We start from the raw sequence: 13623 nt of genomic DNA on the forward strand, positions 1-13623 counted from the left end.
GACCGACAGTCTCAGACTGTGGTCCAACAGCCGATCTCCAAGACTCAACCAAACACTACCCCCGACCGCCGGATGTATTGCAGGAAATCCACGCATGAAACCGCCACTTCCGGCATCGCACATATGGACGGAATCTTCCGCTTTGACGGGACATCGGGCGGTAGATTCTGAATCGCCTCGTTGCTGACCAGTTCATACCCATATGCCCGGGCAGTTGCGATGATCAGCAGATCATTCTCACCGACGCCTTTGGGATGATATGCATCTCCCGCAATGCCAAGCAGCCTCTTGATGCGCATCGCATCTTGCACAATGGCATTCGTGACCTCTAGCCTCTCAAGGTTCGCCTGAAGGAGCCAGTCACTACAATCCGGTGTTCCCGCGCTGACCTCGACATACGCTACGCCGGGCATCATCAAGCGCCTCGCATTGACCTCGCTCGCGATCCAGCCCCACAAGCCGGGAAATTGCTCAACCGGATAGTTGTCCCACGCGTAGATCATTGACGAGGCGTCAAACACCTGCATAGAAGCGTTCCAACTGATGCAGGTCTTTGATCTTGAGTCCGTCCAGGTAGCCGCTCGCCTTTGCGAGGGTGATTTGCCTGTTGTTGACGGCGTCCAATACCGTCCGCACAAACTTGTCTCCAAAGATGTGCGTGGGCTCCCGATGGCGGTACGCGCGGCTGCCACCGTCCAGGTTGGGCAGCGGTTGTTCGGCTCTCCAATGGCGGTAGGACGCGTATTGCAGTTGCGTGATTCTTCCCGCGTCCAGCAAACGCCTGAGAATGACTTCCGTGCTCACGCCCCATTGACGCGCTTGGGGCTTGAGCCATTCGTCAAAGCCGGCGGGGTCATTGGGGCGCTCGGGGTCGCTGATGTTCTGGAGGAATCCGTGCGGGACAAGCAACTGCCCGGCAAATGCATTGGCTTCGCGCTCGTGCCCGCGGTGCGACTGCATATCGGCTTCGTCGTCGATCGAGCTGCTTCGATGCAACAGGAGATGGCCAAGCTCGTGCATCAACGTGAACGACTGCTGCGATTCCCAGGGCAGCTTCTTGACCACGATCACCGGGCAAGCCGGTTCGTAGATGCTGAAGCCCAGGATCGGGCTCTCTTTCGCGATCTGCCACTTGCCGTTGTAGCCGTTGCTGCGGAATACCAGGATGCCGCGTGCTTCTATGGCGGCTCTGTAGCTATCGAAGGTATTGCCGTCCGCCAGTCCCAGCCATCTGCGCGCTATCCGCGCTGCCTCGACCGGGTCTTGGCGTGGAAGCCGGGGTGGATTGAACGCGGGAAAGGCTTCGCCCTCAAGGTCTTCGCGAAGACTCATGTAGATGGCGCGCTGTTTTTCCACCCGCTCGATCAACACCTTGAGCTTGGCGCTGAGCTCGGGCTTCTGGTTGGCCAGCGTGCGAAACGCCGGCGTGTGCACTTGCACCGCATCGACCGGGCCCTGCTCGAGAAAGAAGAGGGCGCCACGGCCGAAGACGGCCGCCATCTTGCTCAACTGTGCAAACGTCAGGCCGCCTTCGCCTGCCAGCACGTGCGCCATAGTGGCTGGCGAAATGCCGGCGGCGAGCGCAAGTTCCTCTGGCGTCGTACCGTGGTCGGTACAGCACCATAGGATGCGTTCGGGGTTGATCGACTGTATGCGTTCCATCGCGTTCGATTATAAGAGGGAACGCGGCCACGGGGCGACGCCACTTTTGGTTAGCGGAAGCCCCGAGGCACTACCCCCGCGATGCCTTCAAGGCCAGCGCCCCGTCGCCCAGCAGCGCCACGACCAGTGCCGCCACCGCCAGGAACACCGGATACTCCCACCCGCCATGCGGGTTGGTGAAGCTCCAGCCGTTGCCGAAGTGGACGGTGGCGGCGCCGAACAGCTCTGCGGCGGCCACGGCGGCTACCCAGCGCGAGAACACGCCAAGGATGAGCAGCGCGCCGCCGGCGATCTCGAAGGCGATGATGGGATAGGCGAGGAAGCCGGGGAAGCCCACGGACTGGAAGAAGCTGGCGGTGCCGGCGGGGGTGAAGACCAGCAGCTTGGTCAGTCCGTGCGCGATGAACATGATGCCGAGGGCGAGGCGTAGCGCGAGGGCGGCGTAGGGGGCGGTGCGGTTGTCGATCATGATGGGGGCTCCGTTGATGGGGTTCGGTCGGGGTTGTCAGTCGAGGTTGAGGGTGTGGTCCAGCCATTGCACGAAATCCGCGATTTCCTCGCGGGCCAGTTCATGGCCCATGTCGTAGAGGCGGGTCTGGCGGCGCACGCCGAGGCGGTCGAGCTGGGCGTCGGCGCGCTCTGCCCAGAACGGGGGCAGCTTGTCGTCGCGGCGGCCGTGGGCGATGAACGCGCTGAGCGTGCGCAGGGCTTCGGGCGGGGCGATGCGCGGCTCGAGTTCGGGCAGGATGCGGCCGCTGAGCAGGCCGAAGCCGCTGACTTTCTGCGGCGCGCTGAGCGCGGCGCTGGCGCTGACGATGCCGCCCTGGCTGAAGCCGGCGATGACGGTGGGCAGCGCGGGCTGGGCGTCGAGAAAGCGCAGCACGCGCTCGCGGCTGGCTTCGGCTTGCGCGGCTTCGATGACGGGGCCGCCGGCGGTGAAGCTGACGTGGAACCACGCGAAGGCGAACGGGCCCATGCGCAGCGGCGCGCGCAGCAGCAGGACTTCCAGGCCGGCGGGCCAGTGGTGTTCCAGCCCGGCGAAGTTGGATTCGTTGCCGCCCACGCCATGCAGCAGCACCAGCCGCGCGCGCGGCGCCTGGGGCTGGCGCGCGCGGCGGTAGTGCAGGCCGGAGCAGGGTTCGAATTCGAGGGCGGCGGGCAGGTCAGTCTGGCTCATGCCGTCACCTCTTGTTGTGCGGGTTGCGCGCGTTGCGTCCGTGCCTGCGGGCTGTCGAAGAGATAGCTGTCCATCGCCAGCACGCCATGGACGACGCCGCCTGCGAGCACGCGCAGCGCGTAGTCTTCGCCGGCGGCGCCGAGCGCGATGAACAGCGGCAGGAAGTGTTCGTCGGTCGGATGCGCGCGCTCGGCGTCGGGCGCGAGGTCGCGGTATGCCAGCAGCTTGCCGATCTGCCCGCGGCGCAGCGTCTCGGCGGTCCAGCGGGCGAACTCGACCACGTATTCGGCCGCGCCCGGCGCGGCGCCGCGGAACTCGTACAGGTTGTGCGTGAGGCTGCCCGATGCCACGATCAGCACGCCTTGCTCGCGCAGCGGCCGCAGCGCCTGGCCGAAGCGCACCGCGTCGGCGGGCGTCAGCGGCGCGGGCAGCGAGACCTGCACGACCGGCACGTCGGCCGCGGGCAGCAGGTGCAGCAGCGGCACCCAGGCGCCGTGGTCGAGCCCGCGCTGCGGGTCGGGCGTGGCGGGCCAGCCGGCGGCGCCGAGCAGCGACTGGATCTGCGCGGCCAGCGCGGGCTGGCCCGGCGCGGGATATTGCAGCCGGTACAGCGCTTCGGGGAAGCCGCCGAAGTCATGGATGGTGGCCGGGGCCTGGCTGGTGCCGATGCGCACGCCGCCGCGCGTGCGCCAGTGCGGCGAGATCACGACCACGGCGCTCGGGCGCGGCAGCGCCTGGCCGAGCGCGGCGAGGCTGGCGCCGGCCTCGCCGGGTTCGACGGCGAACGTGGGCGCGCCGTGGGAGACAAAGAGAACGGGAGAGAGAATGGGAGAGGGGGCGGGTGAAGGATTGGGCATGACGGGTCTCGCTTGCGGGTTCATTTCCGGATCCAGGCGGGCGCGATCGACGTGCCCAGCCCGGCGCCATAGCCGAGGTAGATGTTCAGGCCCGCCAGCGGCTCCAGGTAGCGCGCGTTGACGAGGCCGCCGGCGTCGACGGTCTCGAAGCCCAGGCTGTGCGCGAGCGCGATGGCGGTCTGCCTGGCGCGCTCGCTGTCGCTGGCGACGAACACGCTGGCGCGCCGGTCGCCGGCGAACACCGGGCCGTCGGCCAGCACCTGCGCGAACAGTGTGTTGAAGGCCTTGGCCACCTGCGCGCCGGGCAGCGCCCGGGCGATTTCCTCGGCGGCGCTGGTGGTGTGGCCGATGGTCAGGCCCATGTAGTCGGGCGTGAGCGGGTTGGTGATGTCGATGACCACCTTGCCGGACAGATCGCCCAGGCTGCGCAGCGCGGCGGCGGCGTCCGCGTAGGCGGTGGCGACGATGACGACTTCGCTGCCGGCCGCGGCCTGGGCGGCGGGGCGGGCCTCGACGTTGGGGAACTGGCTGGCCAGCGCCTGCGCCTTGGCCAGGTCGCGGCCGGTGATGCGCACGGTGTGGCCTGCCTGGCTGAGCTGGCGCGCGAAGGCGGAACCCATGTTGCCGGTGCCGATGAGGGTGATGTGCATGGTTGCCTCTATAAAACGGTGGGAAGGTGATTCCGAGTTTATAGATTCAATTGCAGGGATAAAGATGGTCTAATGCGACAAATCATCCCGATAAATGAGACAAAAGAGAAATGGATCGCGCCCTCGAGATGCAGGTGTTCTGCACGGTGGTGGACAAAGGCAGCTTCATTGCCGCCACGGAGCCGCTGGCCATGTCCAAGGCGGCGGTGTCGCGCTACGTGAACGCGCTGGAGGCGCGGCTCGGCGTGCGGCTGCTGCACCGGACCACGCGGCGGCTGTCGCTGACCGAGGAGGGGCGGATCTTCTATCAGCAGGCGCGCGACGTGCTGGCGCTGATGGACGCCGCCGAGGGCGCGGCGGCGTCCGGCTCGGAGGAGCCGGCGGGCGTGCTGCGCATCAATGCGCCGCTGAGCTTCGGCATCGAGCACCTCGCGCCGCTGTGGGCGGGCTTCATGCACGCGCACCCGAAGATCGAGCTCGACATCAGCCTCAACGACCGCGTGGTCGATCTGGTGGAGGAGGGCTTCGACGTGGCGGTGCGCATCGCGCGCATGGAGGACTCGTCACTGGTGGGCCGCCGCCTGGCCAGCACGCGCATGCGCCTGTGCGCGGCGCCGGCGTACCTGGCCAGGCATGCGCCGCTGGCCCGGCCGGCGGACCTGCTGGCGCACAAGGTGATCGCGTACAGCCACTTCGCCTCGCGCAACGAATGGACCTTCACCGGCCCGCAGGGCGACGTCACCGTGCAGACGCAGCCGGCGGTACGCTGCAACAACGGCGACACGTGCCGCGCCATCGGCCTGAGCGGCGGCGGCATCCTGCTGCAGCCGAGCTTCATGCTGTTCGAGGACATCCGGCGCGGCGACCTCGTGGAAATCCTGCCGGGGTACCGCGCGGTCGAGCTCGGCATCTATGCCGTGTACCCGTCGCGCAAGCACCTGCCGCCCAAGGTGCGGGCGCTGATCAACTACCTCGTGGAGTGCTTCGCGGACGTCCGCTGGGACGACTGACCCGGCCCGCCGGTGCCGCGGCGGCGCCGCATCGACTAAGCTGTACTGTGACCATGGCGTCGCCCGCCGCCGACGCGCCGCGCCTGCCGCGGCCAGCCCGATCCGACCACGCCGGGAGCCGATCATCAAGATCCGACACTTGCGCTATTTCGTGAAGATCGTCGAGGCCGGGAGCTTCTCGCGCGCCGCGGCGACGGTGTTCGTCGCGCAGCCCACGCTCAGCCTGCAGATGGCGGAGCTGGAGGCGGAGCTCGGCGTCACGCTGCTGCAACGCAGCGCGCGCGGCGTGCGGCCCACGGCCGCGGGCGAGGCGCTGTACCGGGAGGCCACGCAGATCCTGCGGCATATCGAGCGGCTGCCCGACATCGTGCGCTTTACCGGCGACGAGGTGGCGGGCGCCGTGCGGCTGGGTGTGTCGTCGTCGCTGGCGCCGGTGCTGGCCGGCCCGTTCATGAAGGCGTGCAAGGCGGCGCTGCCGAAGGTCAGCCTTAATTTCATGACGGAGGACAGCGCCACGCTGTCCGCGCGCACGGTGGCCGGCCAGCTCGACCTGGCCGTGGTGCTGGAGGCCGAGCCCACGCCGGGGCTGCTGCGGCATGGCCTGTTCCGCCAGCGCCTTTACCTCGTCACGCGCAAGCAGGCGGCGCCCGCGCCGGGCGTGGTCACGCTGCGCCACGTGGCGCAGGAGCCGCTCATCCTGCCCGGTGCGCCCAACGCCACGCGCACGCTGATCGACGCCGGCTTTGCCGCCGCCGGCGTGGCGCCCAACGTGGTGGCCGAGGCCAACCTGATGTGGGGCCTGCTGTCGGCGGTCCATTCGGGCGTGGCCGCCACCATCCTGCCGCTCGGCGATTTCTCCGCGGCGCCCGGCCACGAGGGCTTCGCCGCCACGCCGGTGGAGCCGCCGCTGTACCAGACGGCCTATATCGTCTTCTCGCAGGCCGGCGGCCTGCCGCGCGCGGCCGAAGTCGTGCGCCGCCTGTTCGAGTCCTTCATCGACGAGCTGCTGGGCGCCGGCCCGCCGGCCGGCATGGAGCGCATCGCGCCCGGCGGCGAGCCATAGCGGGCGGCAATGGCCGTATTGCAAACCGGTATTTCTGCTTGCGCCCGGCTTCGACCACAGTATGTTCATCGCCAGGGCAGCCGCCGATGGCGCTTTCATCGCCTCCAACCTGATGGACATACCGCCATGATCCAGACCGCCCAGACTGCCCCGCCCGCCCCGACAGTGATCCAGCACGTGCTTTCGCGGCTCGCCGACCTCGGCGTCGCCGACGTCTTCGGCGTGCCTGGCGACTATTCGTTCGCGGTCAGCGACGCGATCTGCCACCACGACCGCATGCGCTGGATCGGCTGCTGCAACGAGCTCAACGCGGCCTATGCGGCCGACGGCTACGCGCGCATCAAGGGCGTGGGCGCCGTGTGCACGACCTACGGCGTGGGCGAGCTGAGCGCCATCAACGGCATTGCCGGCGCCTATGCCGAGCACCTGCCGGTGTTCCACCTCGTCGGCATGCCGGACATGGCCACGCAGGGCGCGCGCGCGCTGATGCACCACACGCTGGGCAACGGCGAGTACGACCTGTACCGGCGCATGAGCGAGCCGGTGGTGTGCGCGCACGCGGTGATGACGCCGCACAACGTGGCCTACGAGACCGAGCGGCTGATCGCCGAGGCGCTCTACCACCGCCGTCCGGTCTACATGGCGTTCCCGGCCAACCTCGCCAACCAGCCGGTGCAGGGCGCGTGCGAGCCGTTCGCGCCGGCGCGCAGCGATCCGGCCACGCTGGAGGCCGCCGCGCAGGCCATTGCCGGCGCGCTTGGCGCGGCCGGGCATGCCTGCATGCTGCCGGGCATCCTGGCGGTGCGCGCCGGCGCGCGCGAGGCCTTGCGCCGCTTCGCCGACGCGTCCGGCCTGCCGTTCGCCACCATGTTCATGGCCAAGTCGGTGCTCGACGAGCAGCAGCCGGCGTATGCCGGCATGTACTGCGGCGAGCTGATGAACCCGGAGGTGCAGCGCTTCGTCGAGGGCGCGGATTGCGTGCTGATCGTCGGCTCGCCGCTGACCGACTTCAACACCGGCGCCTTCACCGCGCACCTGGACCCGATGCGCACCATCACCATCGGCCACCACCGCGCCACGGTCAGGGGCAAGGTCTTCGACGGCGTGGAGCTGGGCGAGCTGCTGCTGGCGCTGGCCGGCCGCCTGCCGCGCCGCGCCTGGCCGATGCCCGCCGCCGCCGCGCCGCAAGCGCCGGCCGGCAGCGGCGGCGACGCCATCGACGCCGCCGCGCTCTATCCGCGGCTGGCGCAATGCATCCGGCCCGACGACCTGGTCATCGCGGAGACCGGCACGGTGTCGATGGGGCTGGCGTTCGGCCGCCTGCCGCGCGGCGCCACCTTCCACAACCAGACGCTGTGGGGCTCGATCGGCTGGGCCACGCCCGCGGCGCTCGGCGCGGCCGTGGCGGCGCCGCAGCGGCGCGTGCTGCTGTTTACCGGCGAGGGCGCGCACCAGCTCACGGCGCAGGAGATCAGCCAGTTCGGGCGGCTCGGGCTGCGCCCGCTGGTGTTCGTCCTCAACAATGGCGGCTACCTGATCGAGCGGCTGCTGTGCGCGGAGCCGGACATCGCCTACAACGACGTCGCGCCGTGGCGCTACAGCGCGCTGCCCCATGCGCTCGGCTGCGACGGCTGGGTGACCGCCCGCGCCACCACCTGCGGCGAGCTGGACGACGCGCTGGCCACGGCGCAGCAGGCCGCCTCCGGCGCCTACATCGAGGTGGTGACCGACGCCTACGCGGCATCGCCGCTGGCGCAGCAACTCGGCGACGCGCTGAAGGCGCTGCGCGCGGCGCACTGAGCGCCACCGGACGCCACCTAGCCACCCCTTATCACCAAGCGGTCCGGCGCCTCCGCGGCGCCGGCCTGGCCCGCCTTCGCACCCGAGAAAGAGGAACCGACATGTCCCGCCATCCGATCAGCCACCCAATCAGCCACCCAATCGGCCACCAAATCAGCGACCGGAACACCGACGAAATCGCCGACGAAATCGCCAACGAAATCACCGGAGAAATCGCCAACGAGGCAGCCGTCTGCAAGGCGCTCACGGTCAACCACATCGCCATTTCGGTCAGCGACCTGCAACGCTCCAGGCAGTGGTATTGCCGGATGTTCGGCCTGCGCGTGATCCAGGAGTCCGAGCAGAGCGTGCTGCTGGGCTTCGGCGACAGCATGCTGGTGCTGCGGCCCGATCCGCGCCCGGGCACCATCTCGCACTTCATGTTCGGCATCGACCGCTTCGACGCGGCCAGCCTGGCGGCGCGGCTGCGCGCGCAGGGGCTGGACCCGCAGGCGGATTCGGACAGCTTCCACGTGCGCGACCCGGACGGCCTCAACGTCCAGGTGGGCGACAAGGGCCTCGGCTTGTCCGAGGGCATCGTCGAGAACGGCTTCCGGATGCGGTGAGCGCCATGACGATACCTGATCAGGCACAGCGCGGCGCGCCCGGGCAGCCCGGCTCCGGCGCGCGGATGTGGGCGGCGGCGTGGATCGTCGCCACCGTCTTCATGCTCTCCAACACGCCGACGCCGCTCTACGTGCACTGGCAGCAGCGCATGGGTTTCTCGTCCGGCATGCTGACGGTGATTTTCGCGGCCTACGTGGCGGGCATGCTGCTGACGCTGCTGGTGGCCGGGCAGGTGTCGGACCGGCACGGGCGCCGGGTGGTGCTGGCGCCGGGCATGGCGGCGGCCATCGTGGCGTGCGCGCTGTTCGCCACCGCGTCGTCGGTGGCGGCGCTGGTGGTGGCGCGGCTGCTTACCGGCATGGCGGTCGCGGCGGCGGTGTCCGCCGGCATCTCGGCGGTGGCCGAGCAGGGCGGCCCGGCGCGCGAGCGGCAGGCGTCGCTGGCGGCGTCGGTGGCGATGGTGACGGGCGCCGCGCTCGGGCCGATGCTCGCCGGGGTGATCGGCTTTCTCGCCGTGGATACGGTGCCCTGGGTATTCGCGGTCGCCGGCGCGCTGGTGGCGAGCGCGCTGCTGCTGGTCTGCGTGCTGCCGCTGGCGGGGGCGGGGGCGGGCAAGCTATCCGCGCCGGCGCCGGCGCCCGCGGCGGCGTTCCGCCTGCGGCTGCCCACCGTCGCGCCGGAGTATCGCCGCTTCCTCGCGTGGGGCATCGCCGTGTATGCGCCGGCGCTGGCCGGCGCGGCCTTCGTGCTCTCGCTGGCGCCGTCGCTGCTGGCCGCCTTGCGCGGCACGCACGATCCGCTGATCGCCGGCGGCATGGTGTGCGCGATGTTCGTGGCCGCCACCGTGATCCAGTTCCCGGTGCGCGGGCTGGCGGTGCGCACCATGCTGCTGGCCGGGGCGCTGGCCACGGTGGCGGCGGTGTCGTGCCTGGCGCTGGCCGCGTACCTGGAGATGGCGCCGCTGGTCATCGCCGCGGCGCTGCTGATGGGCACGGCGCTGGGGCTCGGGCAGCTGGGCGGGCTGACGCTGATCGGCACGCACGTGCCCGACGCCCAGCGCGCCGAGGCCAACGCGGCCTTGAACATGGCTGGCTATTTCCCGGCCGGGCTGCTGCCGGTGGCGACCGGCTACCTGGTGGACGTGGTGGGCATCCATGCCGGCGCGGCGGTGTTCGCGGCGGTGCTGGGCGGCGCCGCGCTGCTGGGTGCCGGCTTCGTCGCCAGGACCTTGCCGGGCGGCGGCGCGGCCGCGCCGCGCGTGACCGCGCCAGTGCACTGAGCGCGGGCCGGGCGCTTGCGCCCGGCATCGGGCTGCGGCAAAATGCACGGCTTGCGGAGATGGCATGCCTCCCTTAACCGCCGACGGCAGCAACCTTGTCGGCTGATGATGCCTACGAGTTCCTGGACAGGGAAGTCGTAGGCTCGCGTCTGTGCGATCACCATGCGGCGTCCCGCCGTCCAGGTTTGTGTTCTGCGAATCTGGTCATCATGAAGAAAACATTCGTTCCGCCCGAGCCCCTGGCGATGCTGCCTTACCTGGGCCGCTGGCTCGTTCTCGCGTCCGCCGCCGGCGTGCTTGCCGGCACCGGCTCGGCCGCGCTCCTCGTCGCGCTGGACTGGGCCACGGCGACGCGCGTGTCGCACCCGTGGCTGCTGTGGCTGCTGCCATTCGCCGGCCTCGCGGTGGGGCTGGTCTATCACTACCTGGGGCAGTCGGTGGAAGGGGGCAACAACCTGCTCATCGACGAGATCCACGACCCCAGGCGCATCGTGCCCAAGCGCATGGCGCCGCTGATCCTCGCCGGCACCGTGGTCACGCACCTGTTCGGCGGCTCGGCGGGGCGCGAGGGCACCGCGGTGCAGATGGGCGGCAGCTTTGCCGACTACCTCACGCGGCTGTTCCGGCTCGGCGCGCCGGCGCGCCGCATCCTGCTGATGGCGGGCATCAGCGCGGGCTTTGCCTCGGTGTTCGGCACGCCGCTGGCCGGCGCGGTGTTCGGGCTGGAGGTGCTGGCGATCGGGCGGCTGCGCTATGACGCCATCCTGCCGTGCTTCGTGGCCGCCATCGTGGGCGACCTGGTCCCGCCGCTGCTCGGCGTGCATCACACGGTGTACGCGGTGCCGTTCGTGCCGCATCCCGGCCCGCTGACGCTGGGCGCGATGGTGCTGGCGGGCATCGTCTTCGGCGTGGCCGGCATGACGTTCGCCGAGGCCACGCACCGCCTGTCGCGCGCGCTCAAGCGCCGCATCGCCTTCGGCCCGCTGCGGCCTTTCCTGGGCGGCGCCGTGGTCGCGGCGGCGGCCATGCTGATCGGCACCGACAAATATCTGGGGCTGGGCATCCCGACCATCGTGGCGGCGTTCCAGGGGCCGCTGCCGGCCTACGACTTCGCCGGCAAGATGGCGTTCACGGTGGCGACGCTGGCCTCGGGCTTCAAGGGCGGCGAGGTGACGCCGCTGTTCTACATCGGCGCCACGCTCGGCAACGCGCTGGCCTGCGTGCTGCCGCTGCCCGTGCCGCTGCTGGCCGGCGCGGGCTTCGTCGCGGTGTTCGCCGGCGCGGCCAACACGCCGATCGCCTCGACCATCATGGCGATGGAGCTGTTCGGCCCGGAGGTGGGCGTGTTCGCGGGCGTGGCGTGCGTGGTGAGCTATTTGTTCTCCGGCCACACCGGGATCTATCACGCGCAGCGCGTGGGCCAGGCCAAGCGCGCGCGCGTGCCGGAGGGGTTGCGGCTGTCGGAAGTGCCGGCTTTCCGGCGGGGTGAGCGGGACGCCGCGGAGAAACGCTGAGCGCGGCGCCCGCGCCCGCTCACTCGTCCCCGGCCCGGTCGCGCGCGGGCCGGCGCACGGCGCGCAGCTTGCCGCTGTCGCCGCCGCCGCAGTAGAACGTGCCGGCGCCGTCGGACTCGAGCCCGGACACGCCGGCGCCGGCCGGCATGTCGAGCTGTTCCAGCACCTCGCCGGTGTGCGGGTCGATGCGCCGCAGCTCGCCCTGCTCGGCTTCCCAGGTGCCGTGCCAGAGTTCGCCGTCGACCCAGGTGACGCCGGTGACGAAGCGGCTCGACGCGATGGTGCGCAGGACCGCGCCGGTCTCGGGGTCGACCTGGTGGATCTTGCGCTCGCGGTACTGGCCGACCCAGAGCATGCCTTCGGCCCAAGCCATGCCCGAGACGGCGCCGCCGCGGGGCGCCGGGATGGTGGCGAGCACGCGGCCGCTGCCCGGATCGATCTTCTGGATGCGGTCTTCGGCGATCTGGAACAGGTGCCGGCCGTCGAAGGCGGTGCCGGCGTGCGCGGCGACCGCGATGGCGCGCACGGTCTCGCCGCTGGCCGGGTCCAGCTCGTTGAGCTTGTCGCCGCTGGCGAACCAGACGTGGTGGCCGTCATAGGTGACGCCGGCGACGTGGCCGATGCCCGGGAAGGGGCCGTATTCGCGGAGGATTTCGGCTGCGGATCGTTTCATGTCTGCCTCATGGTCGCGCGGTGGTGGTGGAGTGCATCCTACTCACTCGGCAGCGGCGCGGGGAGTAACAAGGTCGTCGAGAATCCCGGCCCGGGCGGCGTCATCCAGCGCCGCGCGCGGCCGTGGCCGAACGGCTGCACCTTGCCGGCCGCGGCCAGCGCGTCGAGCGCGCGCTGCACGGTGCGCTGGCTGGCGCCGAGCGCGAGCGCCAGCGCGGAGCTGGACCACGACTCGCCGTCGGCGAGGCAGGCCAGCAGCGCGGCGTGCTTGTCTTCCACCGGCCGCGCCAGCAGCACCACCTCGCGCGCGCGGCGCGGCGAGAGCACGAAGCCCCGCGGCGTGGCGTCCACGCCGGCGAGCGCGCGCAGCAACGCGCGCAGGCGGCCGATTTCCACGCGCAGCCGCGCGCGGTGCGAGGCGTCGGCGTGCCGGGCGCGGAAGGCCAGGGCGATCAGCGTGTCGCGCGGCACGTCGGCGGGCCACGCCTCGGCCAGCGCGCGCGCCAGCGTGAACAGGACCGGGCGCGTGGCGAGGCAGACCACGTGGCCGGCGTCGCGCACCGCGTGGCGGCAGGCGTCCACCACCAGCACCGGCGATGCCAGCAGCGTTTCCACTTCGTCGAGCAGCACGGGCCGCGCCTGCCCGCGCGCGACCAGGCGCGCGGCGGGCGCGTCGAGCACGGCGCGGGCGTGCTCGACTTCCGCCGCCAGCGCGGGGATGCCGGCGTCGCGCGCGGCCAGCCGGGCGCGGGCCAGCGCCGCGCGCGCGGCCCGGGGCTGCAGGCGCCGCATCGCGATGCCCGCGGCGATCAGCTCGTGGGCCGCGCGCAGCGCGGGCGGCAACGGCGCGGGGTCGGGTGCGGCGTGCGTGGCAAGTGCGGAAAGCGCGTGGGCGGCTTCGTCGAGGCGGCCGATCAGCAGCAGGCGCCGGATGGCGAGATAGCGCGCATGCGCGGCGTTCACCGGGTCGCCGTGCGCGGCCAGCGTGGCGCGCGCCGCGTCGAGCGCCTTCGCGGGCCAGCCGAGGTCGCGCGCGGCCAGCGCGATCTCGGCCTCGGCCACCACGCAGCGGGCGCGCGCCACGGCTTCCCTGGGGCCGAAGGCGCGCGCGGCGCCGCGCACCAGCGCCCGGGCGCGCGCGAAATCGCCGAGCTGCGCCAGCGCGATGCCGCGCAGCGCGAGCGCCGGCGCGTCGTCGCGCAGGGCGACGCGGTTCAGCGCGCCGAGCGGATCGCCGGCGGCGAGCGCGCGCGCCGCCGCCGCGATCAGCGAGTCCATCGGAATCCCGCCACGCTTGTCACCCCCGCCGTTGGATGTCCGCGGCTAATCTAGC

14 protein-coding genes and 1 riboswitch are annotated in these 13623 nt (G+C 71.1%); of the genes, 6 read left to right on the forward strand and 8 right to left on the reverse strand.

Features of this window, described 5'->3' with window-relative positions; all coding sequences use genetic code 11:
• Window positions 1–44: 44 nt before the first annotated feature.
• The 6 genes from ACKI2N_RS02700 to ACKI2N_RS02725 all read right to left on the reverse strand — a co-directional run bounded on the left by ACKI2N_RS02700 (window position 45) and on the right by ACKI2N_RS02725 (window position 4346).
• Window positions 45–527, reverse strand: a complete 483-nt coding sequence (locus ACKI2N_RS02700) for a DUF4411 family protein (protein ID WP_420996269.1) — start codon at window positions 525–527, stop codon at window positions 45–47.
• Window positions 514–1662: a helix-turn-helix domain-containing protein gene (locus ACKI2N_RS02705; protein WP_420996270.1), complete on the reverse strand. Its 1149-nt coding sequence runs from the start codon at window positions 1660–1662 to the stop codon at window positions 514–516. The genes ACKI2N_RS02700 and ACKI2N_RS02705 overlap by 14 nt, the downstream gene beginning before the upstream one ends.
• Window positions 1663–1732: 70 nt before the next feature.
• Window positions 1733–2131 (reverse strand): DoxX family protein, encoded by a 399-nt coding sequence (locus ACKI2N_RS02710; RefSeq protein ID WP_420996271.1) that lies wholly within the window; start codon window positions 2129–2131, stop codon window positions 1733–1735.
• 36 nt (window positions 2132–2167) lie between these two features.
• The gene (locus tag ACKI2N_RS02715) at window positions 2168–2839 is read right to left on the reverse strand and encodes an alpha/beta hydrolase (RefSeq protein ID WP_420996272.1); all 672 of its coding nucleotides are present in this window, start codon (window positions 2837–2839) and stop codon (window positions 2168–2170) included.
• Window positions 2836–3696: a DODA-type extradiol aromatic ring-opening family dioxygenase gene (locus tag ACKI2N_RS02720; protein WP_420996273.1), complete on the reverse strand. Its 861-nt coding sequence runs from the start codon at window positions 3694–3696 to the stop codon at window positions 2836–2838. The genes ACKI2N_RS02715 and ACKI2N_RS02720 overlap by 4 nt, the downstream gene beginning before the upstream one ends.
• Before the next feature lie 20 nt (window positions 3697–3716).
• The gene (locus ACKI2N_RS02725) at window positions 3717–4346 is read right to left on the reverse strand and encodes an NADPH-dependent F420 reductase (protein ID WP_420996274.1); all 630 of its coding nucleotides are present in this window, start codon (window positions 4344–4346) and stop codon (window positions 3717–3719) included.
• A 110-nt stretch (window positions 4347–4456) separates the two neighbouring features.
• Between ACKI2N_RS02725 and ACKI2N_RS02730 the strand changes: the two genes are divergently transcribed.
• From ACKI2N_RS02730 to ACKI2N_RS02755, 6 genes are all read left to right on the forward strand, one after another.
• Window positions 4457–5356, forward strand: a complete 900-nt coding sequence (locus ACKI2N_RS02730; RefSeq protein WP_420996275.1) for a LysR family transcriptional regulator — start codon at window positions 4457–4459, stop codon at window positions 5354–5356.
• Between the two features lie 139 nt (window positions 5357–5495).
• On the forward strand, window positions 5496–6419 hold the full coding sequence (locus ACKI2N_RS02735; protein ID WP_420996276.1) for a LysR substrate-binding domain-containing protein: 924 nt from the start codon (window positions 5496–5498) through the stop codon (window positions 6417–6419).
• 126 nt (window positions 6420–6545) lie between these two features.
• Window positions 6546–8219, forward strand: coding sequence for an alpha-keto acid decarboxylase family protein (locus ACKI2N_RS02740; RefSeq protein WP_420996277.1), 1674 nt, complete (start codon window positions 6546–6548; stop codon window positions 8217–8219).
• Between the two features lie 101 nt (window positions 8220–8320).
• The gene (locus tag ACKI2N_RS02745) at window positions 8321–8824 is read left to right on the forward strand and encodes a VOC family protein (protein ID WP_420996278.1); all 504 of its coding nucleotides are present in this window, start codon (window positions 8321–8323) and stop codon (window positions 8822–8824) included.
• Between the two features lie 5 nt (window positions 8825–8829).
• Complete coding sequence (locus tag ACKI2N_RS02750) at window positions 8830–10104, forward strand: MFS transporter (protein WP_420996279.1); 1275 nt, start codon at window positions 8830–8832, stop codon at window positions 10102–10104.
• Between the two features lie 46 nt (window positions 10105–10150).
• Window positions 10151–10226: riboswitch (Fluoride riboswitch) on the forward strand.
• An 87-nt stretch (window positions 10227–10313) separates the two neighbouring features.
• Window positions 10314–11618, forward strand: coding sequence for a voltage-gated chloride channel family protein (locus tag ACKI2N_RS02755; protein WP_420996280.1), 1305 nt, complete (start codon window positions 10314–10316; stop codon window positions 11616–11618).
• A 19-nt stretch (window positions 11619–11637) separates the two neighbouring features.
• Here the strand turns inward: ACKI2N_RS02755 and ACKI2N_RS02760 are convergent, their stop codons facing one another.
• Window positions 11638–12291 carry a DUF5074 domain-containing protein gene (locus tag ACKI2N_RS02760; protein ID WP_420996281.1) on the reverse strand — a complete coding sequence of 218 codons (654 nt, stop codon included), beginning with the start codon at window positions 12289–12291 and terminating at the stop codon, window positions 11638–11640.
• 38 nt (window positions 12292–12329) lie between these two features.
• Window positions 12330–13568, reverse strand: coding sequence for a helix-turn-helix domain-containing protein (locus ACKI2N_RS02765; RefSeq protein WP_426990362.1), 1239 nt, complete (start codon window positions 13566–13568; stop codon window positions 12330–12332).
• Window positions 13569–13623: the final 55 nt, after the last annotated feature.

Source organism: Cupriavidus sp. 30B13, from assembly GCF_049059565.2.
Taxonomy (GTDB): domain Bacteria; phylum Pseudomonadota; class Gammaproteobacteria; order Burkholderiales; family Burkholderiaceae; genus Cupriavidus.